General features: G+C 72.2%; 28 protein-coding genes and 1 riboswitch. Of the genes, 16 read left to right on the top strand and 12 right to left on the bottom strand.

From position 1 onward, the window contains the following. Position 1: 1 nt before the first annotated feature. Positions 2–1774, top strand: coding sequence for an ABC transporter ATP-binding protein (locus tag Aco03nite_RS23370; RefSeq protein WP_239145365.1), 1773 nt, complete (start codon positions 2–4; stop codon positions 1772–1774). Here Aco03nite_RS23370 and Aco03nite_RS23365 read toward each other — a convergent pair. The 4 genes from Aco03nite_RS23365 to Aco03nite_RS23350 all read right to left on the bottom strand — a co-directional run bounded on the left by Aco03nite_RS23365 (position 1771) and on the right by Aco03nite_RS23350 (position 4549). Next, positions 1771–2490: a hypothetical protein gene (locus Aco03nite_RS23365; protein ID WP_203797849.1), complete on the bottom strand. Its 720-nt coding sequence runs from the start codon at positions 2488–2490 to the stop codon at positions 1771–1773. The genes Aco03nite_RS23370 and Aco03nite_RS23365 overlap by 4 nt on opposite strands. A 13-nt stretch (positions 2491–2503) precedes the next feature. Further along, entirely contained in the window at positions 2504–3139 is a 636-nt protein-coding gene (locus tag Aco03nite_RS23360; protein ID WP_203797847.1) for a maleylpyruvate isomerase family mycothiol-dependent enzyme, read from the bottom strand. Beyond that, entirely contained in the window at positions 3136–3594 is a 459-nt protein-coding gene (locus Aco03nite_RS23355; protein ID WP_203797845.1) for a MarR family winged helix-turn-helix transcriptional regulator, read from the bottom strand. The genes Aco03nite_RS23360 and Aco03nite_RS23355 overlap by 4 nt, the downstream gene beginning before the upstream one ends. Before the next feature lie 196 nt (positions 3595–3790). After that, positions 3791–4549 (bottom strand): methyltransferase domain-containing protein, encoded by a 759-nt coding sequence (locus Aco03nite_RS23350; RefSeq protein ID WP_203797843.1) that lies wholly within the window; start codon positions 4547–4549, stop codon positions 3791–3793. Positions 4550–4606: 57 nt separating this feature from the next. Here Aco03nite_RS23350 and Aco03nite_RS55050 point away from each other — a divergent pair, with 57 nt between their 5' ends. The 3 genes from Aco03nite_RS55050 (at position 4607) to Aco03nite_RS23340 (ending at position 5610) form a co-directional block, all read left to right on the top strand. Further along, entirely contained in the window at positions 4607–4981 is a 375-nt protein-coding gene (locus Aco03nite_RS55050; RefSeq protein ID WP_310381041.1) for a DUF7919 family protein, read from the top strand. Then, entirely contained in the window at positions 4867–5106 is a 240-nt protein-coding gene (locus Aco03nite_RS23345; RefSeq protein WP_203797841.1) for a DUF7919 family protein, read from the top strand. The genes Aco03nite_RS55050 and Aco03nite_RS23345 overlap by 115 nt, the downstream gene beginning before the upstream one ends. Before the next feature lie 66 nt (positions 5107–5172). After that, positions 5173–5610, top strand: a complete 438-nt coding sequence (locus tag Aco03nite_RS23340) for a hypothetical protein (protein WP_203797839.1) — start codon at positions 5173–5175, stop codon at positions 5608–5610. Here Aco03nite_RS23340 and Aco03nite_RS23335 read toward each other — a convergent pair. The 5 genes from Aco03nite_RS23335 to Aco03nite_RS23315 all read right to left on the bottom strand — a co-directional run bounded on the left by Aco03nite_RS23335 (position 5562) and on the right by Aco03nite_RS23315 (position 12442). Continuing rightward, the gene (locus Aco03nite_RS23335; RefSeq protein ID WP_203797837.1) at positions 5562–5966 is read right to left on the bottom strand and encodes a hypothetical protein; all 405 of its coding nucleotides are present in this window, start codon (positions 5964–5966) and stop codon (positions 5562–5564) included. The two genes, Aco03nite_RS23340 and Aco03nite_RS23335, sit on opposite strands and share 49 nt — an antisense overlap. Before the next feature lie 80 nt (positions 5967–6046). Beyond that, entirely contained in the window at positions 6047–6610 is a 564-nt protein-coding gene (locus Aco03nite_RS23330; protein ID WP_203797835.1) for a TetR/AcrR family transcriptional regulator, read from the bottom strand. Between the two features lie 4 nt (positions 6611–6614). Then, positions 6615–10043, bottom strand: coding sequence for a thiol reductant ABC exporter subunit CydC (gene cydC / locus Aco03nite_RS23325; protein ID WP_239145364.1), 3429 nt, complete (start codon positions 10041–10043; stop codon positions 6615–6617). Beyond that, positions 10040–11020 (bottom strand): cytochrome d ubiquinol oxidase subunit II, encoded by a 981-nt coding sequence (gene cydB / locus Aco03nite_RS23320; RefSeq protein ID WP_203797833.1) that lies wholly within the window; start codon positions 11018–11020, stop codon positions 10040–10042. The genes cydC and cydB overlap by 4 nt, the downstream gene beginning before the upstream one ends. 9 nt (positions 11021–11029) lie before the next feature. Next, positions 11030–12442: a cytochrome ubiquinol oxidase subunit I gene (locus Aco03nite_RS23315; protein WP_203797831.1), complete on the bottom strand. Its 1413-nt coding sequence runs from the start codon at positions 12440–12442 to the stop codon at positions 11030–11032. Between the two features lie 73 nt (positions 12443–12515). On the opposite strand from Aco03nite_RS23315, the gene Aco03nite_RS23310 reads away from it, so the two are divergent. The 3 genes from Aco03nite_RS23310 (at position 12516) to Aco03nite_RS23300 (ending at position 15001) form a co-directional block, all read left to right on the top strand. Beyond that, complete coding sequence (locus Aco03nite_RS23310) at positions 12516–12869, top strand: BlaI/MecI/CopY family transcriptional regulator (RefSeq protein WP_275415887.1); 354 nt, start codon at positions 12516–12518, stop codon at positions 12867–12869. Beyond that, the gene (locus tag Aco03nite_RS23305) at positions 12866–13777 is read left to right on the top strand and encodes a M56 family metallopeptidase (protein ID WP_203797827.1); all 912 of its coding nucleotides are present in this window, start codon (positions 12866–12868) and stop codon (positions 13775–13777) included. The genes Aco03nite_RS23310 and Aco03nite_RS23305 overlap by 4 nt, the downstream gene beginning before the upstream one ends. 111 nt (positions 13778–13888) lie before the next feature. Beyond that, positions 13889–14018, top strand: a riboswitch (cyclic di-AMP (ydaO/yuaA leader). 26 nt (positions 14019–14044) lie between these two features. Then, the gene (locus Aco03nite_RS23300) at positions 14045–15001 is read left to right on the top strand and encodes a C40 family peptidase (RefSeq protein ID WP_203798207.1); all 957 of its coding nucleotides are present in this window, start codon (positions 14045–14047) and stop codon (positions 14999–15001) included. Positions 15002–15109: 108 nt separating this feature from the next. On the opposite strand, the gene Aco03nite_RS23295 is transcribed toward Aco03nite_RS23300, so the two are convergent. Then, positions 15110–15568: a MarR family winged helix-turn-helix transcriptional regulator gene (locus Aco03nite_RS23295; protein WP_203797825.1), complete on the bottom strand. Its 459-nt coding sequence runs from the start codon at positions 15566–15568 to the stop codon at positions 15110–15112. Between the two features lie 53 nt (positions 15569–15621). Between Aco03nite_RS23295 and Aco03nite_RS23290 the strand changes: the two genes are divergently transcribed. Then, the gene (locus Aco03nite_RS23290) at positions 15622–16671 is read left to right on the top strand and encodes an epoxide hydrolase family protein (RefSeq protein WP_203797823.1); all 1050 of its coding nucleotides are present in this window, start codon (positions 15622–15624) and stop codon (positions 16669–16671) included. 26 nt (positions 16672–16697) lie between these two features. Here the strand turns inward: Aco03nite_RS23290 and Aco03nite_RS23285 are convergent, their stop codons facing one another. Beyond that, complete coding sequence (locus Aco03nite_RS23285) at positions 16698–17396, bottom strand: DivIVA domain-containing protein (protein ID WP_203797821.1); 699 nt, start codon at positions 17394–17396, stop codon at positions 16698–16700. Positions 17397–17799: 403 nt separating this feature from the next. On the opposite strand from Aco03nite_RS23285, the gene Aco03nite_RS23280 reads away from it, so the two are divergent. Genes Aco03nite_RS23280 through Aco03nite_RS23270 form a run of 3 tightly spaced genes read left to right on the top strand, consistent with a single transcriptional unit; the run spans position 17800 to position 20734 of the window. Next, positions 17800–19077, top strand: a complete 1278-nt coding sequence (locus Aco03nite_RS23280) for an ATP-binding protein (RefSeq protein WP_203797819.1) — start codon at positions 17800–17802, stop codon at positions 19075–19077. Beyond that, positions 19074–20072, top strand: a complete 999-nt coding sequence (locus Aco03nite_RS23275) for a tetratricopeptide repeat protein (protein WP_203797817.1) — start codon at positions 19074–19076, stop codon at positions 20070–20072. The genes Aco03nite_RS23280 and Aco03nite_RS23275 overlap by 4 nt, the downstream gene beginning before the upstream one ends. Further along, a complete protein-coding gene (locus Aco03nite_RS23270) occupies positions 20069–20734 on the top strand; it encodes an HAD family hydrolase (RefSeq protein ID WP_203797815.1) in 666 nt (221 codons plus the stop codon). Before Aco03nite_RS23275 ends, Aco03nite_RS23270 begins: the two co-directional genes overlap by 4 nt. A 21-nt stretch (positions 20735–20755) precedes the next feature. Here the strand turns inward: Aco03nite_RS23270 and Aco03nite_RS23265 are convergent, their stop codons facing one another. After that, complete coding sequence (locus Aco03nite_RS23265) at positions 20756–21946, bottom strand: LolA family protein (RefSeq protein WP_203797813.1); 1191 nt, start codon at positions 21944–21946, stop codon at positions 20756–20758. Between the two features lie 108 nt (positions 21947–22054). Here Aco03nite_RS23265 and Aco03nite_RS23260 point away from each other — a divergent pair, with 108 nt between their 5' ends. The 5 genes from Aco03nite_RS23260 to Aco03nite_RS23240 all read left to right on the top strand — a co-directional run. Further along, on the top strand, positions 22055–23032 hold the full coding sequence (locus Aco03nite_RS23260) for a peptidase associated/transthyretin-like domain-containing protein (RefSeq protein WP_203797811.1): 978 nt from the start codon (positions 22055–22057) through the stop codon (positions 23030–23032). A 54-nt stretch (positions 23033–23086) separates the two neighbouring features. Then, positions 23087–23758, top strand: coding sequence for a response regulator transcription factor (locus Aco03nite_RS23255; RefSeq protein WP_203797809.1), 672 nt, complete (start codon positions 23087–23089; stop codon positions 23756–23758). Then, positions 23759–25105: a sensor histidine kinase gene (locus tag Aco03nite_RS23250; RefSeq protein ID WP_203797807.1), complete on the top strand. Its 1347-nt coding sequence runs from the start codon at positions 23759–23761 to the stop codon at positions 25103–25105. It abuts the gene before it with no gap. Between the two features lie 62 nt (positions 25106–25167). Continuing rightward, positions 25168–25317, top strand: coding sequence for a hypothetical protein (locus tag Aco03nite_RS23245; RefSeq protein WP_203797804.1), 150 nt, complete (start codon positions 25168–25170; stop codon positions 25315–25317). 25 nt (positions 25318–25342) lie between these two features. Further along, a partial coding sequence (locus tag Aco03nite_RS23240; RefSeq protein WP_203797802.1) for a hypothetical protein occupies positions 25343–25652 on the top strand: 310 nt, incomplete at its 3' end.

Genomic DNA, 25652 nt, shown 5'->3' with positions numbered 1-25652 from the left:
TGTGTTAAAACGTTTCACAGCCGACGCCGCGATCGTTGACGGGAACCATCCGGTCCGGTCGCTGCTGCTCCTGCTCCGTCGACGTCCCTGGCGCATCACCATCGCGATCGGCTCCTTCGTGCTGAAGGAGATCCCGCTGTGGATGCTGCCCGTCATCACCGCCGAGATCATCGACACCGTCGCGAAGCACGGTGACGTGGACCGGGTTCTGATCTGGCTGGGCGTCGCCGCCGTCCTGCTGGCCCAGAACTATCCGAACCATCTGATCTACACCCGCAACTTCATGGTCGTCGTACGGGACACCGGCGCGGGCCTGCGCAACGTGCTCGCGGCACGGCTGCAGAGCCTGTCGATCGGCTTCCACACCCGGGCGAGTTCGTCGATCGTACAGAACAAGGTCATCAGAGATGTGGAGAACATCGAGCTGATGCTGCAGCAGGTGGCCCACCCGCTGCTGTCCGCGATCATGGTGCTGGCCGGTGCCGTGACGATGACCGCGATCATGGTGCCGCAGTTCCTGCCGGTCTACCTGTTCACCGTGCCGCTGGCCCTGGGGGTGCGGTGGGCCGTCGCCCGCCGCGCCCGGACCCGCAACGAGCGTTTCCGCAAGGAGACCGAGAAACTCGCCGCCCGGGTCGGGGAGATGGCCTCGCTGATCCCGGTGACCCGCGCGCACGGCCTGGAGCAGACCGCGGTGTCCCGGGTGGCGACCGGGGTGGAGGGGGTCCGGCAGGCCGCGCTGCGACTGGACATGCTGAACGGCCAGGCGGCGTCGATGTCCTGGGTCAGCATGCAGTTCCTCGGGGTGGCCTGTCTGGGGCTGGCGGCGGTCTTCGCGCTGACCGGCGCCCTGCCGATCGGCCCCGGCGAGGTGGTGCTGCTCTCCACCTACTTCGCGCTGCTCACCCAGGGGCTGATCCAGCTGCTCGGCCTGATCCCGGTGACCGCCCGGGGTGTCGAGTCGGTGCGGTCGATCGCCGAGGTCCTCGAGGAGCCCGACCTGGAACACAACGAGGGCAAGGACGAGGTCACCGACGTCACCGGCCGGATCACCCTGGACGCGGTCACCCACCGGCACCCCGGTTCGGACCGGCCGTCGCTGGACGCCGTCGACCTGGACATCCGCCCGGGGGAGACGGTCGCGTTCGTCGGCACCTCGGGCGCCGGCAAGTCCACGCTGCTCAACCTGGTCCTCGGGTTCATCCGCCCGACCGAGGGCCGGATCCTGCTGGACGGGGTCGACCTGGAGACCCTCGACCTGCGGACCGCGCGGCGGTTCGTGTCCGTCGTACCGCAGGAGTCCGTGCTCTTCGAAGGCACCATCCGGGACAACGTCACGTACGGGATGGACGGTGTCACCGACGACCAGCTCCGGCAGGCGCTGGAGGACGCGTACGCGCTGGACGTCGTCCAGGACCGCCCGGACGGCTGGGACACCGTGGTCGGTGAGCGTGGCGCCCGGCTGTCCGGTGGCCAGCGTCAGCGGATCGCGATCGCCCGCGCCCTGATCCGGGATCCGCGGGTGCTGCTGCTGGACGAGGCGACCAGCGCCCTGGACCCGGAGTCGGAGAGCCGGGTGAAGCAGGCGCTGAACCGGCTGATGCGCGGGCGGACCACCCTGGTCGTCGCGCACCGCCTGTCCACCATCCGGCAGGCCGATCGCATCGTGGTCCTGGACGCGGGCCGGATCGCCGAGATCGGCACCCACGACGAGCTGCTCGCCGTCGGCGGCCGTTACGCGGGTCTCTGGAGCCTGACCACCCAGGAGGCCTAGAAGTCCATCCAGCCGTCGAGGGGCGGTCTGCGCAGGTAGGGCGCCTCGTCGTAGTCGATCGCGGTGAGCCATCGGGTGCCGGGGAGGAGCCGGTGCCCGAGGTTCCCGGTCAGCTCGCGGACCACCAGGGGCGTGTGGGCGGCGCCGAAGACGATCGCCACCTCCATGTCCTCGGCCGCGAACTCGGTGTCGATCTCGCGGATCACCCCGATCAGCAGATCGTCGCGTTCCTCGGTCGCCGGGTCACGGTCGACGACGGTGTGGTCGTGGAAGGTCAGGTCGACGCCGGTCAGCCAGTCGTCGCCGCCGCGGTACATCTCCCAGGCCAGGAACGGGGTCTCCACGTGCGCGCTGATCCGGTGCTCGTCCGGCATCCGCCGGTCCGGTCCGGCGGCCAGACCCGGCACCGCGTCCGGGAAGATCACCGGCACACCCAGCGCGCCGTAGTCGATGTCCTGGTGCACCAGATCCCGGCTGGCCCGTTGCCGGGCCAGCCGCATCGCGTTGGCGTAGGCGAGCCCGGTGGAGCTGGGCCCGTCGTACTGCTCGGCGATCACCGCCTGGGCCGAGCGCAGCCGCTGCCAGATGGCCCAGTAGTAGTCCGGGTGGGCCATGTGGATCGTCGGGATCACCACCCAGCGGATCCCGCCGGTGGGCCGGCGGAACTCGGCCACCACGGTCCGGAATCCACTGGCGCTCATCTCGGTCAGCCGCACGCCCCGAATGTAGCTACGTGATTCGAGTCCGGAGCATCTCGACGCCCGGACCGGACAGATCGGACAGTGCCGCCGGACGCCCGGTCGCGGCCATCCCCAGCGCCTCCACCGGCCCGCTGACCGGGGCGCCCTCACCCGCCGACCAGTCCAGGTCGGTGGCGGTCAGGCGCAGGCCGGCGAGCCGGCCGGGTGGCGTCAGCGCGGGCGCCGCCCCGGGCGCGGTCAGATAGCCGAGCAGGATCCGCCAGTGCTCGCGCGGGACGTCGGCGTCCAGCCCGAGCGGCCGGGCGATGTCCCGCAGGTGCACACACGTCTCGGCGAACGGGCCCATCGGGCCGACCCGCGGCGGATCCAGGCGGTCACCGGCGTGCGCCCGGAGCAGACTGATCAGTTCCGGTCGCGGCCGGCGGGCCAGCCGCCTGGTGAAATGGTCCACGGTCCGGTCGGTGTCACCCCGATAGCGGACCGACACCAGCAGGAAACGACCGAAACCCACGAGCATCGGCTGTACGAAGTGAGCCGCCATGTGCTGGACCGTCCACCCCGCCGACAGAGTCGGCACGGTCCAGGCCGTCGCGTCCAGGCTCTCCAGGAAATCGGCGATCATCAGCCGGTTCGCGCTGGTCATCGCATGGATGCCGGGGTTCATCGCAGATCCGTGGCGCGCTGCCGGACGTCCCGGTTGACACTGCGCAGCACCCGCAGCGCGGTCGCCAGGTCCCCGGCGCTGTGCTCGGCGGCCATCGCGCCCAGCCGGGCCAGCTCGTCCGCGCGGATCCGGGCGAACAGCGCCGCGCCGGCCGGGGTGGTGGCGATCAGCACCGAACGGCGGTGCGCCGGGTTCACCCGGGACTCCACCAGGCCCCGCGTGCTCAGGTCGTTGACGTGCCGCTGGATGCCCTGACGGGCCAGGTCGAGGCGATCGCCGATGTCCGGGACGGTCATCGGGCCGTGCTCGGCGAGCATCTCCAGCACGGCCCGGGTGCCGACGCTCAGCCCGTCGCCGCGCAGCGACGCCTCCACCACACGGGCCGAGTTGAGCACGAGTGGCCGGGTCTCGCGCAGCAGGGCGTACACCATGGCGCCACGGTCTTCGTCTGACATGACAACCATGATGTCATATGAATCAGATTCGATACCATCGGATTTCCGCCTGTCGGCCCGGGTCAGCGCCGTTCGTCGAAGTCCCGCCGCATCCGCCGGCCGGTGGTGAACGCCTTCCGGCTCATCCACACCCCACCGACGACGATCACCACGAGCAGAAGAAGCAGCAGCCAGCGCATCCGGGGCCTCCCTCGATTCAGTGTCCTCCGTCAATACCCATCCGGCGCGCCTCCAACAGCGTCCGGGTCGAATGGGCGACGAAGGATCCGTTCTCCCGGATGTGCGCGTCCATCCGGCGCAGCTCGTCGTGGTAGCGCTCGACCGAGAAGTCCGGCACCCACCACACACACCTGCGCAGGATCCAGACGACCGCCCCGACGTCAGAGAACTCCATCCGGCAGCGGGCCGTCTCCAGCCGCACCACGTCCAGCCCGGCGTCCCGGGCCGCCGCGGCCTCCCGCTCCGGATCCCGCCCGTGCCGGGGCACCGGCCCGAGGAACCACTCGATCAGCTCGAACGCCGACCCCGGCCCCACGTGCTGCCCGAAGTAGGTGCCGCCCGGCGCGAGCACCCGCGCGATCTCCGGGAAGTCCGGGGTCACCGGGTGCCGGCTGCTGACCAGGTCGAACTCGCCGTCCCCGAACGGCAGCGGCGCGCCCGGCGCCACCTCCACCACCTCGGCCGCGGGCAGCCGCTCGCGGGCGCGTTCGGCGTTCGGCGGCCACCCCTCGGTGACCACCATCCGGGGCGGCAGCACCGGCATCCCACCGATGATCTCCCCACCGCCGGTGTCGATGTCGAGCGCCACCCGCGCTGTCCGCAACCGATCAGCGAGCAGCCGCGCGTACCCCCACGGCGGCCGTTCCTCGGTAGCCCGCCCGTCCAGCCACCCGAATCCCCAGCCACCCACGTCCGCGGCGGCGCCCTCGGCCACCAGCTCCTCGAAATCCCGCACGCCGCAGTCTCCCGTCCCGGGACGAAAACATCATTCGATTTCCGGTACGAGTGACCGGTGACCTACTTCGCGGACCTCACGCCGTACGTCTACCTCGACGGGCGGCTGGTCATCGACACCGACTTCGGTGAGATCGTCTGCCGGCCCCGCTGCCGGGTGCTCAACGTCGGCTGGCTGGATGTGCCGCACGGCTACCGGGCCGGGGTGGCGCCCGCCGGATTCCTGGCCGCGCTGGCCGACATCATCGCCGGCCCGCGGATGAACGGCACCCGCGGCATCCACGACTGCACCCTCTGCCCGGAATCCCGTCGAACGAGGTGCCGACAGCGGAATACGCGGGCCGGCGCCTGCGGCTGGGGTTCTCGGAGATCCGGGTGCCGTCCGGCCCGCGACTGTTGTTCGCCGCCCCGACTCAGATCTGGCACTACGTGACGGTCCACGGCTACCGGCCACCGGACGCTTTCATCGAGGGAGTCCTGAACTACGACCCGGCCTGGCCCGACGGCCCCTGGGTTCCGGGCGACGCGAGACGCGAGTACTGGAAGGGCCGCCACTGACCTGGCTCGGTGAATGCCGGGTGACAGGTGGTGAGAACTGCGGGGTGGGCGGTCGAGAATGGCGGGATGAGTGCTCAGGATCTGCGTCCACTGTTCACCGCGGCCGATGCCGCCGAGACCAGGGCGGCCCTCGCGTTGCGGCCGGTCGAGGTCGCTCCGGGGCTGGCGCTCGACGCGGACACGGCCGGACTGCTGCGCGACGGTCTCGGCCGGTACGACATGGAGATCCGCTGGATGGCCCAGCTCGACGACGCCGGGGTGCTGCGGCTGTGGCGCTCGTGGACCGGGATCCAGGTGTACGAGGCCCGCGTCACCGGCGACGTCGTCACCGACCTGCGGGTCGAGGACCATCCGGAGCGCTACCGCGGCCCGATCGAGGACGAGCCGGAACTGTTCGAGCGCGTCCTGATCACCTGTGTCCGGCACCTGCGCTACTTCCGTGCCGGTCACACCCCCTACGGCCCGTCCGCGTCGGCCGGCCCGGAACCCGCCCCCTGGCCCTGAACCGAGGCGGTGACCCCAGCGTCGGCCATCAGCAGCGCCAGCAGCCGCATCTCGGTCGCGGTGCCGGTGACGTCCGCGGTCAGTCCGTTCAGGGGAATGCCCCACGTCCGGAGAACCCGCATCGCTGCCAGCCGGTTCGTGCCCCCGGACAGTTGCAGGCGGTGGGTGCCCTCGTCGGCCAGCAGAGCGCGGCGGACGTCGGCCGGCGTCTCGTCCCGGCCACACTCCAGAACCGGGCCGGCCGGGCACGGATGGTGGACGTCCCAGTGCAGGCGGCGGCCGGCGATCGACTGGGTGGCGAAGGCGGGGCCGGAGCAGTGGGCGCAGGAATACGGCACCGGTGTCCCGTCGGTCATCGGTGCACCTTAAACCGGGACCACCGCGTCCGGCCCGGCGGTCGTGGGTCGGTCCGGTGTTCCGCCTGGCTCGCGGGACGTCACAGGGCTTCGGTCAGGCGTACCGAAGAAATCATGTCCTTGATCCAGTCGACCGCGACCTGGGCCTGCGCCGGCGGCCCGGTGTGCAGGCCGTTGATGATCAGCCAGATCCGGTCGGCCATCAGGGCGTCGCCGCCGATGCCGGTGACCAGGGCGTCCAGTTGGGCGCGGGCGTCGGCCAGGAAGGTCAGGGCGACCATTGCGGGCTCGTCGCTCTCGCCGGGGAACTCGGTCAGATAGTTACGGAACGGGCAGCCCCGGTAGCCGGGGCGGGTCACCGAGTCGGCGATCTCGGTGACCAGCGCCATCAGGCTGTCGGCCGGGCCGTCCGCCCAGCGCAGCGCCTCCCGGATGGTGCGCTCGCGCTCGCGGCGGGCCAGCGTCAGGTAGGCCGCGGCCAGCTCGGCCTTGCTCGGGAAGTGTTTGTAGAGCAGGTTCTTGCCGCACCCGGCGACCTCGACGACCTGGGCCATGCCGACGGCGCGGACGCCGTACTCGTAGAAGAGCCCGGCGGCCGCGGTGAGAATCGTGTCCCGGGTTCCCGGGGCGGGCGCACGTGCCATGACCTCACTTTAACCGGACATTTCGTAGCTTGCCCGATTCCAGGTTCAGGATCCGGCCGACCAGGTCCAAACCCTCCGTCCGATGCGCGATCACCAGCACGGTCCGGCCGTCGGCGGCGCCCAGCAGATCGGCCATCAGTTCGCGGCCGCCCTGCTCGTCGATGCCCTCGGTGGGCTCGTCCAGGATCAGGATCGCCGGGTCGGCCAGCAGCGCCCGCGCCGTCGCCAGCCGCCGCCGCTGCCCACCGGAGATCGTGCCGCCGCCGGTCCCCAGCCAGGTGTCCAGTTCCAGCCCGCCGAGCCCGACCCGCTCCAGCACCTCCCGGAGCCGCTGATCGGTCGCGGCCGGCGCTGCCAGACGCAGATTTTCCCGTACGGTCGACGCGAACACGTGCCCGGTCTCCTCGCCGACGAGAACCGCCCGCCCACCGGTCGCGACCTCCCCGGCACGGGCGGCGAGCAGCCCGGCGACCACCGCGGCGAGTGTCGACTTCCCGCAGCCGGACGCCCCGGTGATCGCGGTCCGCTCGCCGGGCGCGAGGTGCAGATCGAGCCCGTCCAGCACCGGCGCGCGCCCGGGATCCCATCCGGCGACCAGCCCGTCGATCCGTACCTCGCCGGCCGGTGTCCCGGCGGTGCCGGTCGCCGGGGTGCCGCCGGCCGGTGGGGTGTCCCCGATCGCGGTCAGCGCGGCGACCCGGCGTTCGGCGCCCGCGGCCCGGCGCCGGGCGGTGGCGGCCTCCGGCAGGCCGACGATCGTCTCGCCGAGCACCACCGCGCCGAGCAGCAGCACCGCGCTCCACTCGGCGGACAGGTCACCCCGGCCGAGGACGATCGCGATCCCGGCGACCGCGGCGCCCCACCCGAGGTGGGCGATCGCCGCGGCGAGCCCGGCCCATCGGGCGGCCCGCGCCTCCAGGTCCGCGAGGGCCCGGCTCCGCCGTGCGGGCACGTCCGGGCGCCCGCCGCCCGCGCCCAGTTCCTCGACCCCGTCGACGGTCTCGACCATCGCGTCCCGCAGCGCCGAGCGGGCGGCGCCGGTGGCCGCCTCCTGCCGGTCGGCGTGCCATCCGGCCACCGCCGGGGCCAGGATCCCGGCGATCAGCAGTCCCGCCGCCAGGGCGACGGCCGCGTCCGGAACCAGCAGGGCCACCACGACCAGGCAGACCACCCCGGTCACCACGGCCGAGGCCACCGGCAGCCGGCCGCGGAGCAGCCCGTCGACCCGGGCGTCCACGTCGTCGACCAGCCGGGTCAGCAGATCCCCGCGCCGGTGCAGCCGGGGCCCCGGGACGTGCGGGATCAGGTCCGCGAAGACCCGGGCCCGCCGGCCGCCGAGCCGGGCGAACGCCACGTCGTGGGCGACCAGCCGTTCCAGGTAGCGCAGCAGCGGACGGGCCACCGCGCTGCCCCGGACCAGCACCACCGCGGCCGACAGGCTGAGCACCGGCGGCAGGCTCGACGCCCGGACGAGCAGCCACCCGGCGGCGCCGGTCAGCAGGATCCCGGCCAGGGCCGATCCGGCCCCCAGCGCGACCGCGATGCCCGGCCGCCGGAACCAGGCCCACCGTTCGGTGGCCACACCACTCACCGGCGCGGCGTTCACGGTGGTGCCGGACCCGGAGGCGGCGACGGTGCTCCCGGTGGTGCCGGACCAGGACGGGAGTTCGCCGGGAGTGCGGACGGTGGCGGTCACCCGGCCACCGATCGGGATGCCGGTGGCCGGCGGGTCCAGGTCGACGATGCGGTCGGCGGAGGCGAGCAGGGCCGGCCGGTGCGCGACGACCAGGATCGCGCAGCCGAGGGCGGCGAACTCCCACAGCCGTTCGATCACCAGCTGTTCGGTGGCCGGGTCCAGGTGGGCGGTCGGCTCGTCGAGCAGCAGGGTGACCACCGGCGCGGTGGTCCGCTGACCGGTTCCGGACAGGGCCTGTCCGGCGCGGTGCAGCAGCACGGCCAGGGCCAGGCGCTGGCGCTGCCCGGCGGAGATGCCGGCCACCTGCTCACCGAGGGGCGTCTCCGGGGTGATCTCGCCGGCCAGCCCGGTCAGGCGCAGGGCGGCGCGGACCTGGTCGCCGGTGGTGCCGGCCGGGAAGGTCTCGGCCACGGTACGCGCGTGCGGCAGCGCCGGTCGTTGCGGCAGGTGCAGGGCCCGCCCGACGGCCACCGCACCGGTCCCGGCCGGGTGCAGTCCGGCGAGCACCCGCAGCGCGGTGGTCTTCCCGGCGCCGGACACACCCCGGAGGGCGACCGTCTCCCCGGCGTGGACGGTCAGTTCGTCCAGCCGGACCGCGTCGACGGCGGCCCCGGGGTAGCGGGCCCGCAGCCCGGTGACCCGGACCCCCCACCGCCCGTCCCGCTCACTGAACACCCGGGATCCGGCCGCGGTCCCCGGTGCCCGGTCCTCGGCCGCGGGGGGATCGCCGGCGGTGAGGACGGTGTCCACGTCGGCGATCACGGCGGTGGCGTCGGTGGAGGCGTGGTAACGGGCCGCCATCTCGCGCAGCGGCCGGAACGCCTCCGGGGCCAGCAGGATCACCAGCAGGGCGGGGCCGAGCGCCATGTCCCCGGCCGCCACCCGCAGTCCGGCCTGGACCGCGATCAGCCCCACCGACAGGGTGCCGACCAGGTCCAGGGCGGTGGACGAGAGGAAGGCGACCCGCAGCACCCGCAGGGTCGCCGCCCGGTGCCGGTCGGTCAGGTCGGCGATGACCTCGGTCTGGCGCTCGGCCCGGCGGTACATCTTCAGCGTCGCCAGGCCGCGTACCACGTCCAGGAAGTGGCCGGCCAGCCGAGCGTCGGCCGCCCAGCGCTGTTGGGCGCGGGCCTTGGTGGCCCAGCCGATCAGGGCGCCGAGCACCGGGATCAGCGGCAGCGTGAGCAGGGCGATCACCGCCGACGCCGGGTCCACCACCGCCATGATCACGACGACCGCCGGGGGCAGCAGCACGCCGAGGACCAGGGCGGGCAGGTAGCCGGAGAACCACGGCCGCAGCGCCTCCAGGCCGGTGCCCAGGACGGTGCTGAGCCGGCCGGGCCCGAACGCCGCCACCCAGGCCGGGCCGCGGGCGACGATCCGGTCCAGCAGGGCGCGCCGGAGTTCGTCGGTGACCCGGGCCGCGGTGCGCCGGGCCACCACCTGTTCCGCCCAGGCGAGCAGTCCCCGGAGCAGAAAGGCCCCGGCCAGCAGCCCGATCGCCCCGCTCCGGTCCGGGTACCCGACGATCAGGGTGAGCGCCACCGCCACCGCGATCGTCGCCGCCGCCTGTCCGGTACCGATCAGGGCGAGCAGGGCGACCCCGGATCGGCCGGTGCGGGCGTGCCGCAACAGCCGGGGGTCGACCGGCCCGCGGGAGAGCCGGGGGCCGGCGACCGCCGCGGGATCGGGTGCGGGCGACGGCGTGACGGTGGGCGGCGGGATCACGCTGGTCACGACGCGACTCGTTCACTGGCGACCCGACGGCGGAAGACCCAGTACGACCACAGTTGGTAGACGATCACCCCGGGCAGGATGAGCACGCCCGCGACGGTCAGCAGCTTCAGCGCCTCCGGACCGGACGCCGCCGACTCACGGGTCAGGGACCAGGCCGGGTTCAGGGTGCTGCGCAGGACCACGTCGCCGTGCACGGTGAAGACCGCCACCACCGCGGCGGCGACCGTCACCGCCACCGCGGCGAACGAGGTGCCCTCACGGGAGCGGCGGGCCTGCAGACCGGCGATGAAGACGATCGCGGCGGCGGCCAGGGCCAGTCGGTTGCCGGTGCTGATGCCGAGCAGCAGCAGCGCCACCACACTGCCGGTCGCGGTGTGCCGGGCGACGTCGCGGGCGCGGCGGCGGACCGGGCCGGTGGTACGCAGGGCGAGGAACGTGGCGCCCAGCAGGATCGCGGCGAGCAGGGCGGCGAGCGCACCGATCCCGGCGGCGGGGGAGAGCAGTGGGCCGAGGCTGCGGGCCAGGCCGGTGCCGGTGACCTCGCCGTCGGCGCGCAGCGCGAGCCCGTCGACGAGGATGCCGAGGACGGCGCCCCAGAGCAGCACGATGCCGCCGGAGCTGTACGCGAGCAGCAGGTCGGCCCGGCGCCGCCAGGACGGCGAGTCGTGTTTGCCGCGGAACTCCAGGGCGCATCCGCGGATCGCCAGAAGCAGCAGGATCAGCACCATCGGCAGGTAGAGGGCGGACATCAGGGCGGCGTACCAGTCGGGGAAGGCGGCGAACGTGACACCGACGGCGGCCACCAGCCAGACCTCGTTGCCGTCCCAGAACGGCCCGACCGTACGGACGATGGCTCCGCGCTCGTGCTCGTCCCGCCCGAGGACGGGGCCGAGGACACCGACGCCGAAGTCGAAGCCCTCCAGGACGAAGTAGAGCACCCAGGCGAGAACCAGGACCGCGAACCAGAACGTGATCACCGAGTGCTCCTAGTAAGAGGGGACGGGATCCGAGTCCGCGGAAGCCTTTTCGACAGGCGCCAGCGGCTGACGGGAGAGGTGGACGACGAGGCGGTACCAGACCAGCGCCAGCAGGCCGTAGACGAGCGTGAACCCGGCCAGCGACGCGATCACCTCGGGGCTGGTCAACCCTGGGGAGATGCCGTCCTCGACCTTGGAGATGCCGAACGCGAGCCACGGCTGCCGGGCGGTCTCGGTGAAGATCCAGCCGAAGGTGTTGGCGGCGGCCGGCAGCACCGGGGCGATCAGCACGAACCGGCGCAGCCAGCCGGGGGTGCCGGCGCCGGGCTGCAGGAACCGGGGCAGCAGCGGCACCCGCCGGGTGGTGTCCCAGGTGGACCAGAGGTGGTAGGCCGCGAGGGCCATCCCGAGCACTCCGGCGCCGATCATCAGCCGGAACGTCCAGAACGCGACCGGGATCATCGGGACGTAACTGCCGGGCCCGTACTGCGCGGTGTAAAGGGCCTGAAGGTCGTCGATGCCCTGGACGGTGCCGCTGAACGAGCCGGTGCCGAGGAAGGACAGCAGGCCGGGGATCTCGATGCTGAAGAACGGCCGGTCGTGGCCCAGCTCGCCGATGGCGAAGACCGAGAACGGCGCCGAGGTGGTGGTCTCGTAGAGGGCTTCGGCGGCGGCCATCTTCATCGGCTGCACCGCGGTCATCACCTTGCCCAGGTGGTCACCGCTGATCGCGGTCACCATCCCGCCGATCAGCATCGCCCACGCGCCGACCCGGGACAGGGTGAGAAACGCCCGGTCCGCATGGGTACGCCAGATCCCGATCGCCATCAGCAACCCGCTGCCGGCCATCGCCGCGCCACCCATGGTGTGCGGGAACGCGGCCAGGACGACCTCGTTGGTCATCAGGTCGAGGAAGCTGGTCAGATGCGCGCGCCCGGTGGACGGGTCCAGCGCGTACGCGATCGGGTTCTGCATGAACGAGTTGGCGGCCAGGATGATGTACGCCGACAGCAGCGTCCCGACCGCGACGACCACGATGGTGGCCGCGTGGATCCGCCGGGGCAGCCGGTCCCAGCCGAAGTACCACAGCGCCAGGAACGTGGCCTCGAGGAAGAACGCGAGCATGCCCTCGATGGCGAGTGTCGGCCCGAAGACGTCGCCGTAGAACCGGGCGAACGCGCTCCACCCGAGCCCGAACTGGAACTCCTGCACCAGCCCGGTGACCACGCCGACCGCGAACGTGACGATCAGCAGCTTGCCGGTGAACTTGGTCAGGTGCAGGTACTTGTCCTTGCCGGTGCGCATCCACGCGAGGTGGAAGCCGGCCGCGGTGGACGACAGGCAGATCGACACCGGGACGAACAGATAGTGGTAGATCGTCACGACCGCGAACTGCAGCCGGGTCAGATCGAGCACGTCCATGGGAACCCCTCTACGACGATTCGTAGTAGATACTACGACGCGTAGTACGACGCGTTGAAGTAGAGTGGCGTACATGGCAAGGAACGACCTCGAACGCGAGGTCATGGCGAAACTGTGGGACGCGGGTGAGGCCCTCACCGTCCGGCAGGTGTTCGAGCTGCTCAACCGCGATCGCGATTTGGCGTACACGACAGTCATGACCGTCCTGGACCGGCTCGCCAAGAAGGGCCTGGTGATCCAGCGCAAGGACGACCGCGCCTATCGGTACGCCCCGGCGCAGACCCGCGAGGAGATGACCGCGGGTGTGATGCTCGACGCGTTGAGCGCCACCCCGGACCGGGACGCCGCGCTGGCGTACTTCGTCGGCCGGCTGTCACCCGAAGCGTTGACCGCCGCGATCGAGAAGGCCCGTAACATCGAGCGGTGACCGCCCTCCTGCTCGGCGCCCTCGGGCTGACGCTCTCCCTGCTCGCGCCGAAGCTGCTGGCGACCGCCCGCTGGACCGACCGGGCCCCGGTCGCCGGAGTGCTGCTGTGGCAGTCACTGACGCTCACCGCCGTACTGTGCGCGCTGGGTGTGGTCCTGGCCGCCCCCGAGGAGGCGTCCCGCGCGGCCGGAGCCCGGCACCCGGAGACCGTCGCGGCCCTGCTGTTCTCCCTCGCGGTGGCGGCGACCATCGTGATCCGGCTGATCGTCTCGCTGGTCAAGGTCACCTCCCGGGCCCGGGCCCGGCGGGACCGGCACCGGATGCTCGTCGACCTCCTCGATCGGGTGGAACGTCACGACGGGCTGAGCGGCGGCGAGGTGCGGATCCTGGAGGCGCCGCTGCCGCTGGCCTACTGCGTGCCCGGCCGGGATCCGCGGGTGGTGCTCAGCGACGGGGTGCTGAAGGTGCTGGACCGGCCGCAGGTCGACGCGGTCCTCGCCCACGAGCGCGCCCACCTGCGGCACAAGCACGAGCTGGTGATGGAGTCGTTCACCGCGTTCTACCAGGCCGTGCCCGGCCCGCTGCGGGACAAGGCGCCGCTGGACGCGGTGCACCTGCTGCTGGAGATGGTCGCCGACGACGCGGCCCGGCGGCGTGCCGGCTCCGGTCCGCTGCGGGCCGCCCTCGAACGGCTGACCGACGCCGTCCCTCTGGCGGAGGAGGTGACGGCCGACCCGGAGGGTGAATCCCGCCGCCGCCGACTGGCCCGTCTGGAGGGTCCGGTGGCCAGTTCGGTCGCTCTCACGGTCGCCGGAACCGCCGCCGCGGCCGGTCTGCTGGTGTTACCCACAGTGATACTCGTCGTCCCCTGGTTGGCGAGGGCCCTGGACGCGTGGCCTTTTCAGTGACCCTGCGCAGTCGCAAGGGTGCACAAGGTTCCGTACTTCAGTTGCCGTCTTGATCCGAGTACGGTGGTCCCCGGTCCGATCAGCCCCCCCATCGGTCACCCGGCCGATCTGGACGGACCACCGCCTAATCGCACACGTGCGTACCGGGGAACCGAGCATTTGGGGTGCAGCCATTCACTGGCCGGGCAGACTTCCCGCCCGAACCCGTCAGCTAACCCGGTCGGCGGCTGAACGGGAAGAAAGGACAACGTTCCTGACGTGAAGCGCATGCGCAACCTGCTGGTGGCCGTGGTGGTCACCGTGGGCATCGTCGTCACGGGGCCGACCGCCGCCTTCGCCACTCCCTCGCCCGGCCAGGTCGAGGATCAGATCGACGAGGCATGGAACAAGCTCGAGCCCGTCATCGAGGACTGGAACGGCAACCGCACCAAGCTGACCAAGCTGCGCAAGCAGCAGAAGTCGCTGGCGCAGACGCTCGCCCCGCTGCAGAAACAGGTGGACGCCGCGATGGTGGAGGTGCGCGGACTGGCGACCGACGCGTACATCCAGGGCCCGCCGAGCGTGGCGAACGCCATCCTCACCGGTGACCCGGACGGTCTGGCCGACAAGCTCACCCTTCTCGACCAGCTGACCAGTAACCGGAAGGCGTCGATCGAAGAGGTCTCCAAGCTGCGGGACAAGTACGCGGCCGACAAGACCTCGGTCGACAAGATGGAGTCCGAGATCGCGGTCCGGGACACCGATCTCAGTGGCAAGAAGGTCGCCATCGAGAAGGAGATCAAGAAGCTCCAGAAGCTCCGGATCACCGCGTACGGCGACTCGGACGCGTCCGACGGCCCGCTGCGCACCGGCCCCTGCCCGGTCGACTACACGAACGACAAGGGTGGCCGTGCCGCCCAGAAGGCGTGTGACCTGATCGGGCTGCCCTACGTCTTCGGCTCCAACGGCCCGAACAGCTACGACTGCTCGGGTCTCACGCAGGAGGCCTGGGGCTCGGTCGGCGTCCATCTCGAGCACTACACGAAAGACCAGTGGACCAGCGGGAAGTCGGTGTCGGCGAGCGAGCTGAAGCCGGGCGACCTGGTCTTCTACTGGTCCGACGTGCACCACGTCGCCATCTACATCGGTGGCGGCATGGTGGTCCACGCGCCGCACACCGGGGACCACGTGCGGATGGCGACCATCGATCGGGGCCCGATCGCCGGTTACCGCCGGCCCGCCTAGATCACAACCTCCGGGGGAGACCGCCGTCGCTCACTGACGGCGGTCTCTTTTTCTTTTCTTGTACGCCGCCGTAAAGCCCCGTGGCCACGACGCGAGCCCGGCGGCCCGTCACGGCCGCCACGCGGCCGCCGGGCCCGGGCGGTCCGTTCCCGGCCCGCCATGGTGCTCCAGCAGCCGCCGCAGCAGCCCGGCGAGCTGCTCCCGCTCACCCTCCGACAGTGGCGCCAGCAGCTCCGCCTGCACGCCCGCGACCCGCACCCCCAGCTCGGCCGCCCGCTCCCGCCCCGTTTCGGTCACGGTCACCACGTTGCGCCGCTTGTCCGCCGGATCGGGCGACCGCCGCACGAACCCACCCGACTCCAGCTCGTTCAGCGCCCCGACCAGGTCACTGAGGTGGATCCCGGTCCGCCGCCCGAGCGCCGCCTGGCTGGCCGGCCCGCCGGTGATCAGCGAATCCAGCAGCCGGAAGTGGTGACCCCGGGCCCCCGAGCCGGCGAACCCCTCGGCGACCAGCCGCTGGGCGTGCAGCGAAACCTGGGTCAGCAGCCAGCTAGGTAGATGATCCACCCGCCGAGAATAGCATTGGACGGACTAACGTTTATGTTACTAACGTTAGTCGCATGAATGATATTCGTGTGCCGCAGTCCGAGTTGGACGACCTGACCGACCGCCTCGCCCGCACCCGCTGGCCCGCCGGAGCACCCGGCGACTACGGCATCACCGTCGACCGGGTGCGGGCGCTGGCCGACCACTGGCTGCGTTTCGACTGGCGGGCCCACGAGGCCGAGCTCAACACGATCCCGCACGCCACCACCGTGTTCGACGGCGACCGGATCCACTTCTTCCACGCCCGCAGCGCCGACCCGGAGGCGCTGCCGCTGCTGCTGACACACGGCTGGCCGGGCAGCACCGTCGAGTTCCTGGACGTGATCGGCCCGCTGTCCGAGCGCTTCCACGTGGTGGCGCCGGCGATCCCCGGCTTCGGGCTGTCCGGTCCCACCACCCGCCCGTGGGGTGTCCAGCGGGTGGCCGGGGCCTGGGCGCGGCTGATGACCGAGCTGGGTTACCAACGCTTCGGCGCGCAGGGCGGCGACTGGGGCTCCGGGATCTCCCGCGCCCTCGGCGTCCTCGCGCCCGACCGGGTGGTGGGGGTGCACGTCAACTACCTGCCCACCCCGGGCACCGCGGAGGGGCTGACCACGGTGGAGGAGGCGCGGCTCGCGAAGACCATGCGGCTGGCCGCGAACCGGCACCCGCATCAGGTCCTGTTCGGAGCGACACCGCAGACGCCCGCCTACGCGCTGACCGACTCACCGGCCGGTCTGCTGGCGTTCCTGGCGGAGAAATTCGATACCTGGGCGGACCCGGCCACCCCGGTGCCCGACGACCGGATCGTGGCGAACGTGGCGCACCACTGGCTGTTCCGGACCGCGGGCACGTCGGCGCGCATCGTGAAGGAGTCCGCTCCGGCGGGACCGCAGCCCCCGCTCCCGGTCCCGCTCGGTGTCGCGGTCCTCCCCGGCGACATCGTCCAGCCGATCCGGCCGATCGCCGCCCGGACCCACGACATCCACCGGTGGACGGAATTCCCCCGGGGCGGCCACTTCCCGGCCCTCGAGGTCCCCGCGCTGTTCGTCGACGACGTGACGACGTTCTTCACCGGCCGCTGACGCGGGCGCCGCGGCCGGGAGCGACGTCAGGGCTGGTTCGGGGGCATGCCGGGGGAGCCGTCCAGATCGTCCAGCTGGCGGTGCACGTGGTGGTCCAGGGCCTCGCGGTAACCGACGGCCAGCTGGCCGAGACGCTCGATCTCGTCCAGGGCGGCGGCCCGGTCGCGGGCCAGTCCGTCCATCGCGTCGGAGTGGTTGCGCTGGGCGTCGGCCTCGATCGCGCCCGCGGTGCGCCGGGCGTCGCCGGTCACCTGGTCGGCCTTGGCGCGGGCGTCGGACAGCAGCACGTCCGACTCCATCTGCGCGTCCCGGACGTGCTCCTCGGCGGTGCGCTGGGCCATCATCAGCACCCGGTCGTTGTCCGGCGACATCGCCTGCATCGGGGCGGGCGCCGAGCGGGCCTGGTCCCGGGCGCGCTCCAGCTGCACCTGCATGTCGCGGGCGTCGTGCTCGGCGCGGGACAGGCCGTCGCGCAGCTGGCGCAGCCGGGCGGTCAGCTCGACCAGCTCGGCGGCGTCACCGTTGAGCACGGTGGTCGCGGCCAGGTCGGGCTTGCCGTCGCGGCGCAGCTGGTCGGAGAGCGCGCTGTTCTCCTCGATCAGCCGGACCAGCTCCTGGCTCGCCTCGTCGAGGAACGCGTCGACCTCCTCCTCGTCGTAGCCGCGTTTCCCGATCGGCGGCCTCCTGAAGTCCATGTTGTGGATGTCAGCGGGAGTGATCGGCACAGTTTCCTCGTTTCCCGCCGGGGCCGTCCTTGTCCCCCGGCGTCGTTGACGACAGCACCATCGCCGGGCGACATTACCCAGCGCAGCGGCTGGCGGCCCTCCGGCTTCGAACGGCCGCCCGCGGAGCGTAACCGGCGGCCGCACCCCCGATGGTGTCGCCGGTACCGGATCATCCGGCGGCTCCGGCCGTATAACCGCAGGCAGGGGCTATCGGACGCGACCACCGGTCAACTTCTTGCCCAGCTCGGCCGCGGTGTGACGGGTGTCACCGAATCCGGTCGCGCTGCGAAGACCTGAACAGGAGGCGAATATCACGGTCCGCGCTCGATGAAGCTTCGATGCGACGGGGTAGCGGGTCGGCTGATCCGAGGCGGGCCGCGGGATGCGGGCATAATCGCGTGTCATGAGCGATGCCTTGATCAACAGCCTGGCGGCCGCCGTCGAGGCGCGGCCCGACGACCTCACGTTGCGGCTGCACCTGGCCGAGATGCTGGTGGCGGCCGGCCGGGGCGCGGAGGCGATCGGGCACGCCGCTCAGGTGCTGGCACGTGAGCCGGGCAATGCCACGGCGCAGCAGTTGATGACCCGCGCTCTGGGGAACCCCGCTCCGGACGTACCGCAGCAATCGCCGCCTCAGCCATCGACCACCGTGCCCGGACCGCCTGCCCCGACGGCGGAGACGCCGAAGGCGGACCGCAAGAGCGTCGACTGGGCGGCGATGGAGGGCCAGTTCGAGGACGTGGTGCCGCCGCGGTTCGCGCGGTCGGACGGCGAGCCGGACCCGGTGCGCGGTCACGAGGACCGGTACTTCGACGTGGAACGCTCGACGGTGACGCTCGCCGACGTCGGTGGCATGGCGGACGTGAAGAAACGTCTCGAGGTGTCGTTCCTGGGCCCGCTGCGCAACCCGAAACTTCGCACCCTGTTCGGCAAGAGCCTGCGCGGTGGCCTGCTGCTCTACGGCCCGCCCGGCTGCGGCAAGACGTTCCTGGCCCGTGCCGTCGCCGGTGAGATGGGCGCCTCGTTCATCTCGCTGAGCATCACCGACGTGCTGAACATGTGGATCGGCAGCTCCGAGCGCAACCTGCACGACCTGTTCGAGTCGGCCCGCGGCCACGCCCCGTGCGTGCTGTTCCTGGACGAGATCGACGCGCTCGGTCACAAGCGCAGCCAGCTCCAGTCGTCGATGCGGACCGTGGTGAACCAGCTGCTCACCGAGCTGGACGGGGTGGACGGCGGCAACGACGGGGTGTTCGTGCTGGCCGCCACCAACGCGCCCTGGGACGTCGACGCGGCGCTGCGCCGGCCGGGCCGCCTGGACCGGACCGTGCTGGTGCTGCCGCCGGACCGCGAGGCCCGCGCCTCGATCCTGGAGTACCACCTGCGGGACCGCCCGGTCGCCGGGATCGACCTGGACGCGGTCGCCGCCGCCACCGAGCACCACTCCGGCGCCGACCTGGCGCACCTGTGCGAGACGGCCGCCGAGTACGCGATGCGCGACTCGATCGCCTCCGGCGAGATCCGCATGATCAGCCAGGCGGACATGCTGGCCGCGGCGAAGGAGGTCCGCCCGTCCACCGACGCGTGGTTCAGCACCGCCCGCAACGTGGCGATGTTCGCCAACGAGAGCGGCGAGTACGACGACCTGGCCGCCTACCTCAAGAAGCGCAAGATCCGTTGAGTGCGGCCGCCCGGGCGCGCGCCCTCGCCGACGTGGGCCGCCTCGACCAGGCCGAGCGGGAGGTCCGGACCGGGCTGGTGACCACCCCGGCCGACCCGGAGCTGCTGGGCCTGCTCGCCGGGCTGCGCCGGTTGCAGGGCGACTTCGCGGGCGCCCTGGAGTTCGCCGACGCCGCCGTCGCGGTGGCGCCCGGCCAGTCGGTGGTCCACATCGAACGTGCCGAGTGCCTGCTGGCGCTGGCCCGCTGGGACGACGCCCTGGCCACCGCCCGCGAGGCGGTCCGGCTCGACCCGTGGCGCCCGGAACCGCACCGGGTGCTGGCCCGCTGCCTGACCGTGCGCAAGGACTTCGGTGGCGCCCGGGAGGCGGCCGGCCGGGCCGTCACCATCGCCCCGCACTCGGTGCCGGACCTGATGACCCTGGCCGAGGTGGAACGGCACGCCGGCCGCCGGGACGCCGCCCGCGCCGCGACCTCCCGGGCCCTGGCCGAGGACCCGGAGGACGCCGAGAGCCGCTGGATGCTGGCGCTGCTGGACGCGGAGAACATGCGGGTCAAGGACGCGATGCGCGGCCTGCGGCAGCTGGCCGCCGACCACCCGGACCGGTACGGCGCGCCCGCCCTGACCTGGCCGATCCGCGGACTGCTGGCCGGGGTGCGCCGGGGCCTGCTGGCCGGGCTCCCGCTGGTGGCCCTGCTCGCCCTGGGCAGCGCCTGGTGGGCGCCGTCGATGCTGCTGTCGAGGGCCGCGGCGGTGGTGATGGCGCTGGTGACCGCCGGGCTGGCGGTGCGGGTGCTGGTCCCGGCCGGCCGTCTGCCGTGGATCTGTCTGGGCCTGCTGCCGGCCCGGACCCGGCGGGCGGTCGCGGTCGGCCTGGTCGCCGCGAGCACGTCGGTCCACGCCCTCTGCTGGTACGCCCTGAACCCCGGATGGCTGATCCTGGCCCTGTCGGCCGGGCTGCTGGCCCTCCTTCTCGCCGCCGGAGCCGCCGAATGAGAGCCGTCCTGTTCGACCTCGACGACACCCTCGTCGACCAGGTGACCGCCGCGCGGACCGCCGTCGTCGGGTGGGCGGCGGCGCACGGTATCGACGATCCCGGTGTCCACGAGCGGTGGGCCGCCCTCTCGGAGCCGCATTACGCCCGCTGGCAGCGCCGCGAGATCACCTTCCAGGGGCAGCGGCGCGGGCGGGTGCGGGAGTTCCTCGGCCGGGACCTGACCGACGCCGCGGCGGACGAGCTGTTCGCCGGCTACCTGGAGCGTTACGAGGCCGGCTGGGTCGCGTTCGACGACGCCCTGCCCACCCTGCGCCGGTTCCGGGACGCCGGCCTGACCGTGGCGGTGCTGACCAACGGCGACGAGGACCAGCAGCGGGACAAGCTGGAGCGGACCGGTCTGGCCGGCGCGGTCGACGTGCTCGTCGCGTCGTCGGCGCTGCCCGCCGGTAAGCCGGACCCGCGCGCCTTCCGGCACGCCGTCGATCTGCTGGGTGTCGTGCCGGAGCAGGCCGTGATGATCGGCGACTCACTGGAGAAGGACGTGCGCGGGGCCCTGGCCGCCGGGCTGTCCGCGATCCTGCTGGACCGGTCCGGTGCCCACCCGGACGCGGGTGTGCCGACGATCCGGACATTGGACGAGGCCCCCACCGCGATGCGGTGAGGGCCTCGTCGTCGTACTGGATTACGCGGCGGCCTTGTACAGCGCCTCCGGCGTGACCGCGCCGGCCAGAACCCGGCCGTCGTCGGTGAGCAGCACGCTGAACAGCGAGCCGCTCAGCAGCCGGCCGGTGCCCCAGGAGCCCTTGACCTGCTGGAACGTACCGAGGAAGTCCTCCGCCATCTTCGCGGCGTCGGCGGCCTCGGCCGAGTCCTTCTTGGCGTCACCGGTCAGCTCGGACAGCTCGGCCTTGGTCGGACCGCCCTCGGTCACCAGGATCGTCGTCCAGCCCTCGCCGACGACCTTGAAGCCGTCACCGCCCTTGCGGGCCTCTTCGAGGGCCTTCTCGGCCTCCTTGACGTCCTTGGTATCCGGCTTGCCCTTGTGCTCCAGGGCGTCGGCCGGGGCCTTGGACTCCTCGATCTTCGCCCCGGGCGGCGGGTTGAACGTGAACTGCTCGTCCGCCGGAACCTCGAAGCTGATCTGCTCGAACGCCACCCGGAACGCGGGCTTGGTGGTGTTCTTCGCGTAGACGTCGACGCGCAGCGGGATGTGCTCCTCCGCGTCGATCGCCAGCCGCACCTGGCCGACCAGGGACGCGGTGTCCTTCGGGCTGAGCACCAGCTCGTAGGCGTTGCGCCCGGCCACCTGGGCCGCGCCGGTCGTGGTGACCGCCGTGGTCGGGTCGATCGCCGCGAGCGCCGCGTCGGCGGCCTCCTTCGGCGTGGTCGGCAGCGCGCTGGCCGACGTCTCCGGCTTCGCACCGGGCTTGTCGGCCGGCAGCTTGAAGTGGGAGCCGGTGTTGGCCTTGCTCTCCCACACCCAGACGTCGGTGCCGTTACGGATGACGTCGGTCTCGCCGCTCGAACCGAGCAGCGCGAACCGGGCCTTCTCCTCACCGGCGTACCACACGCGGGCCGTGTTGCTTCCGGCGATCAGGCTGGTCAGCCCGGCGTCGCCGTTGCCCTGTACGTTCCCGAGCAGCCCCGCGATGCCCGGCAGCCCCAGGTCGGAGCTCTGCACCACGGTGCCGGAGAGCCCGGTCACGTCGGCACCCTGCAGGTCGACGAGCAGCTGAGCCGCGCTGCGCTCGGGCAGTCCCGGTTCGGCGTTCGCCACGATCGTTCCGGCCGCCGCGCCGCCGCCGATGACCACGAACGCCGCTGCCGACGGAACCAGCCAGCGCATCGCGGGCCTGGACTTCAATACGGACACGATGTCCACCTCCCGAATCTCTGCGTCCCATCGTGCAGCGGTTCGCCTGTGATCCGGCTGAGAGCAACCCCTAGGGGATAGCCTAAAACGGACAAAAGGAGAAGACCGATGATTACGTACGAGGGACGTGAGCTGCCCAAACCCGGCGAGGAGGTGTTCGACCAGGGCCTCGGGTTCGATCTCGGGACGATGCGCCGCCGGCAGGTTCTGCGGGCGTTCGGGCTCGGTGCGGTCGCGTTCGGGCTGAGCGGCTGCGGGGACACCGACTCGACCACGACGCCCTCTGCCACCAGCGCCACGACCAGCACGCTGCAGGAGATCCCGGACGAGACCGCCGGCCCGTACCCGGGTGACGGGTCCAACGGCCCCAACGTGCTGACCGAGAGCGGTGTGGTCCGCAGCGACATCAGGTCCAGCTTCGGTTCCGCTTCCGGGAAAGCCGACGGCGTGCCGATGACGATCACGCTGAACATCAAGGACCTGACCAGGTCGGCGGCGGCCTTCGCGGGGGTGGCCGTCTACGCCTGGCACTGCGACCGGGACGGGAACTACTCCCTCTACTCCACCGGGATCACCGGCGAGAACTACCTGCGTGGTGTGCAGGTCGCCGACGACACCGGCGCGGTGACCTTCACCAGTATCTTCCCGGCCTGCTATTCCGGGCGGTGGCCGCACGTCCACTTCGAGGTCTACACCGACCAGGCGAGTATCACGTCGTCGTCGAATGCCATTGCCACCTCGCAGGTGGCGCTGCCCAAGGACGTCTGCGACGAGGTGTACAAGCAGACCGGGTACGAGAAGTCGGTCACCAACCTGGCCCAGGTCTCGCTCGACTCCGACAACGTGTTCGGCGAGGACTCCGGCGAGCTCCAGCTGGCGACCGTCACCGGCAACGTGTCGAGCGGGTTCGCGGTGTCCCTGGACGTGGGGGTGGACACCACGACCACACCGTCCGGGGGAGGAGACGCGCCCAGCGGAGGTGGCGGGCCCAGCGGCGGACCCGGGGGAGCGCCGCCCAGTGGCGGACCCGGCGGAGCGCCGCCCAGCGGCGGCCCCGGCCCCGGGGGTGCGCCGCCGAGCCGCTGAGAACCTCCTGAGAGGCGCTTATCGAAATCATGGAGATCGTGCCAAGGTGTGGGGGTGCGGTTGCTGGTGGTGGAGGACGAGGCGCGGCTGGCCGCTGCGCTGCGGCGTGGCCTGCAGGCCGAGGGTTTCGCGGTGGACGTCGCCGCCGACGGACAGGACGGTCTGGAGATGGCCCGCCACGGCGGGTACGACGCGATGATCCTCGACGTGATGCTGCCGCGCCTGTCCGGGTACCGGGTGGTGCGGCAGCTCCGGGCCGAGCGCCACTGGCTGCCGGTGCTGATGCTGAGTGCCAAGGACGGCGAGTACGACCAGGCCGACGGGCTCGACTGCGGCGCCGACGACTACCTGACCAAGCCGTTCTCGTACGTGGTGCTCCTCGCCCGGCTCCGGGCCCTGCTGCGCCGCGGCGCCCAGGCCCGCCCGGTGGTCCTCGCCTTCGGTGACGTGGAGCTGGATCCGGCCGAGCGCCGGGTGCTGGTGGCCGGTGAGGAGGTCACCCTGACCGCCCGCGAGTTCGCCCTCCTCGAATACCTGATGCGCCGCCCCGGCCAGGTCGTCTCCAAGACCGAGCTGCTCGACCACGTGTGGGACGCCAGCCTGGAGACGGCGCCGAACGCGGTCGAGGTCTACGCCGGCTACCTGCGCCGCAAGATCGGCCGGGACCGGCTGGAGACCGTCCGCGGCGCCGGGTACCGCCTGGCCATCGTCACCCCGGGTGACTAGATGCTGGACCGCCTCAAGGGGCTGAGCCTGCGGGCCCGGCTGCTGCTCGTCTCCGCCGCCGGGCTCACCCTGGGCCTGGCCGCCGGCGGAGTGCTGCTGGTGACCGTCCTCGGGTACGCCCAGATGCGCTCGGTGCAGAGCGAGCTGATGACCACCGCCCGCGGCGTGGCGGCCCTGGTCGACCAGAACTCGCTGCCCAACCCGATCCCGGTCACCCCCGGCGTGCAGGTCCAGGTGATCGACGCCGACGGCACCGTGCGGTCGGTCTCGGCCACCGCCGACCGTCTCGTCCCGATCCTGTACCGGCAGGAACTCGACGGCCTGAAGGACGGCGAGAGCCGCCGGATCGCCGGTGAGCGGATCGGTTACCAGGGCGAGGCGCGGGTCGTCCAGATGACCGCCGGCCCGCCGACCGCCCCGCTGCGGATCCTGGTCGCCCGCTCCACCGAGCAGGTCACCCAGAGTGTGCACATCCTGCGGATCACCCTGCTGATCGGCTTCCCGCTGCTGATCATCCTGCTGGCGCTCGGGCTGTGGCGGGCGCTCGGCGCCGCGCTGCGCCCGGTCGACGCGCTGCGATCCGGCGCCGAGGAGATCACCGGCGGCACCCGGGCCGGGCGGCTGCCGGTGCCGGCCGGTGGCCAGGACGAGATCCACCGGCTCGCGGTCACCCTGAACGACATGCTGCACCGGCTGGACTCGGCGCGCGCCCGGCAGCGGGCGTTCGTCGCCGACGCCGCCCACGAGCTGCGCAGCCCGCTGACCAACATGCGCACCGAGCTGGAGGTGGCCCAGCACCTGCCGGACGACACCGACTGGCCGGAACTCGCCGACGACCTGCTCGCCGACGTCCAGCGCCTGTCCCGGCTGGTCGACGACCTGCTGCTGCTGGCCCGCTCGGACGAGGGCGTGCTCACCACCCGGCTGGAGGAGATCGACCTGGCCCAGTTCGTCGGGGAGGCCGCCGAGCGCTATCCCGGCGTCACCTTCGACGACCCCGGTGTCCCGCTGACCACCCACGCCGAACCGGACGCGCTGGCCCGGGTGATCACCAACCTGCTGGACAACGCGGAGCGGCACAAACGGTCGACCGTGTCGATCAAGGCGTTCGACGCCGGGACCGCCCTGATCGTGGAGGTCACCGACGACGGGCCGGGCATTCCGGAGGCCGATCGGGAACGCGTCTTCCAGCGGTTCACCCGTCTCGACGACGCTCGGGCCCGCGATGCGGGCGGTTCCGGGCTCGGCCTCGCCATCGTCAGCGAGCTGGTGCGCAGGCATCGCGGTTCGGTCACCCTCAGCGACGCCCACCCTGGGCTCCGCGTGGTGGTACGTCTCCCCAAGTAGCCATCCGGCGGGCCTTTCGGGGCTGAAGTCCGGATCATGCTGACCGTGTCCTGCTGGCCGGCGTGTTCGCGGCGGCCGGACCGGCGACGGCGCACCCGCTCGACGTCTACCTGCAGTCGGCGTATCTGACACCGGGGCCGGGCGCGATCACCCTGGACCTCGCCCTCTCGCCGGGGTGCTGGTCGCTCCGCCGGGCGCCGCCTACCAGGTGAACGCGCTGATCGACGGGACCTGCCGGTGGTGCTCGGTGCCCAGTACCGGGCCGCGGACCAGCGGCAGAGCCGGATCACGTACCGGATCGGGGCTTTTGTGGCGGTGCGGGCGGCGGCTGAACCGGAACCACGGGCGGTGGTCCCCACCGGCCGCCTGACCGGTCTGCTCAGCCTGCCGTCGCTCCCGGTAACCGCCGTTCTGGTGGCGCTGGTGCTGGCCGCCCTGCTCGGCGCGCTGCATGCGCTGACTCCCGGGCACGCCAAGACGCTGCTGAGAGTTCTTCAGTCCGCTCTTCCGCAGCCGATCAAGCGTGTCGAGCAGGTCTGGTTTCTTC

The sequence above is a fragment of the Actinoplanes couchii genome (assembly GCF_016862075.1).
Taxonomy (GTDB): Bacteria; Actinomycetota; Actinomycetes; order Mycobacteriales; family Micromonosporaceae; genus Actinoplanes; species Actinoplanes couchii.
This window is presented reverse-complemented; position numbering and strand designations above follow the sequence as displayed.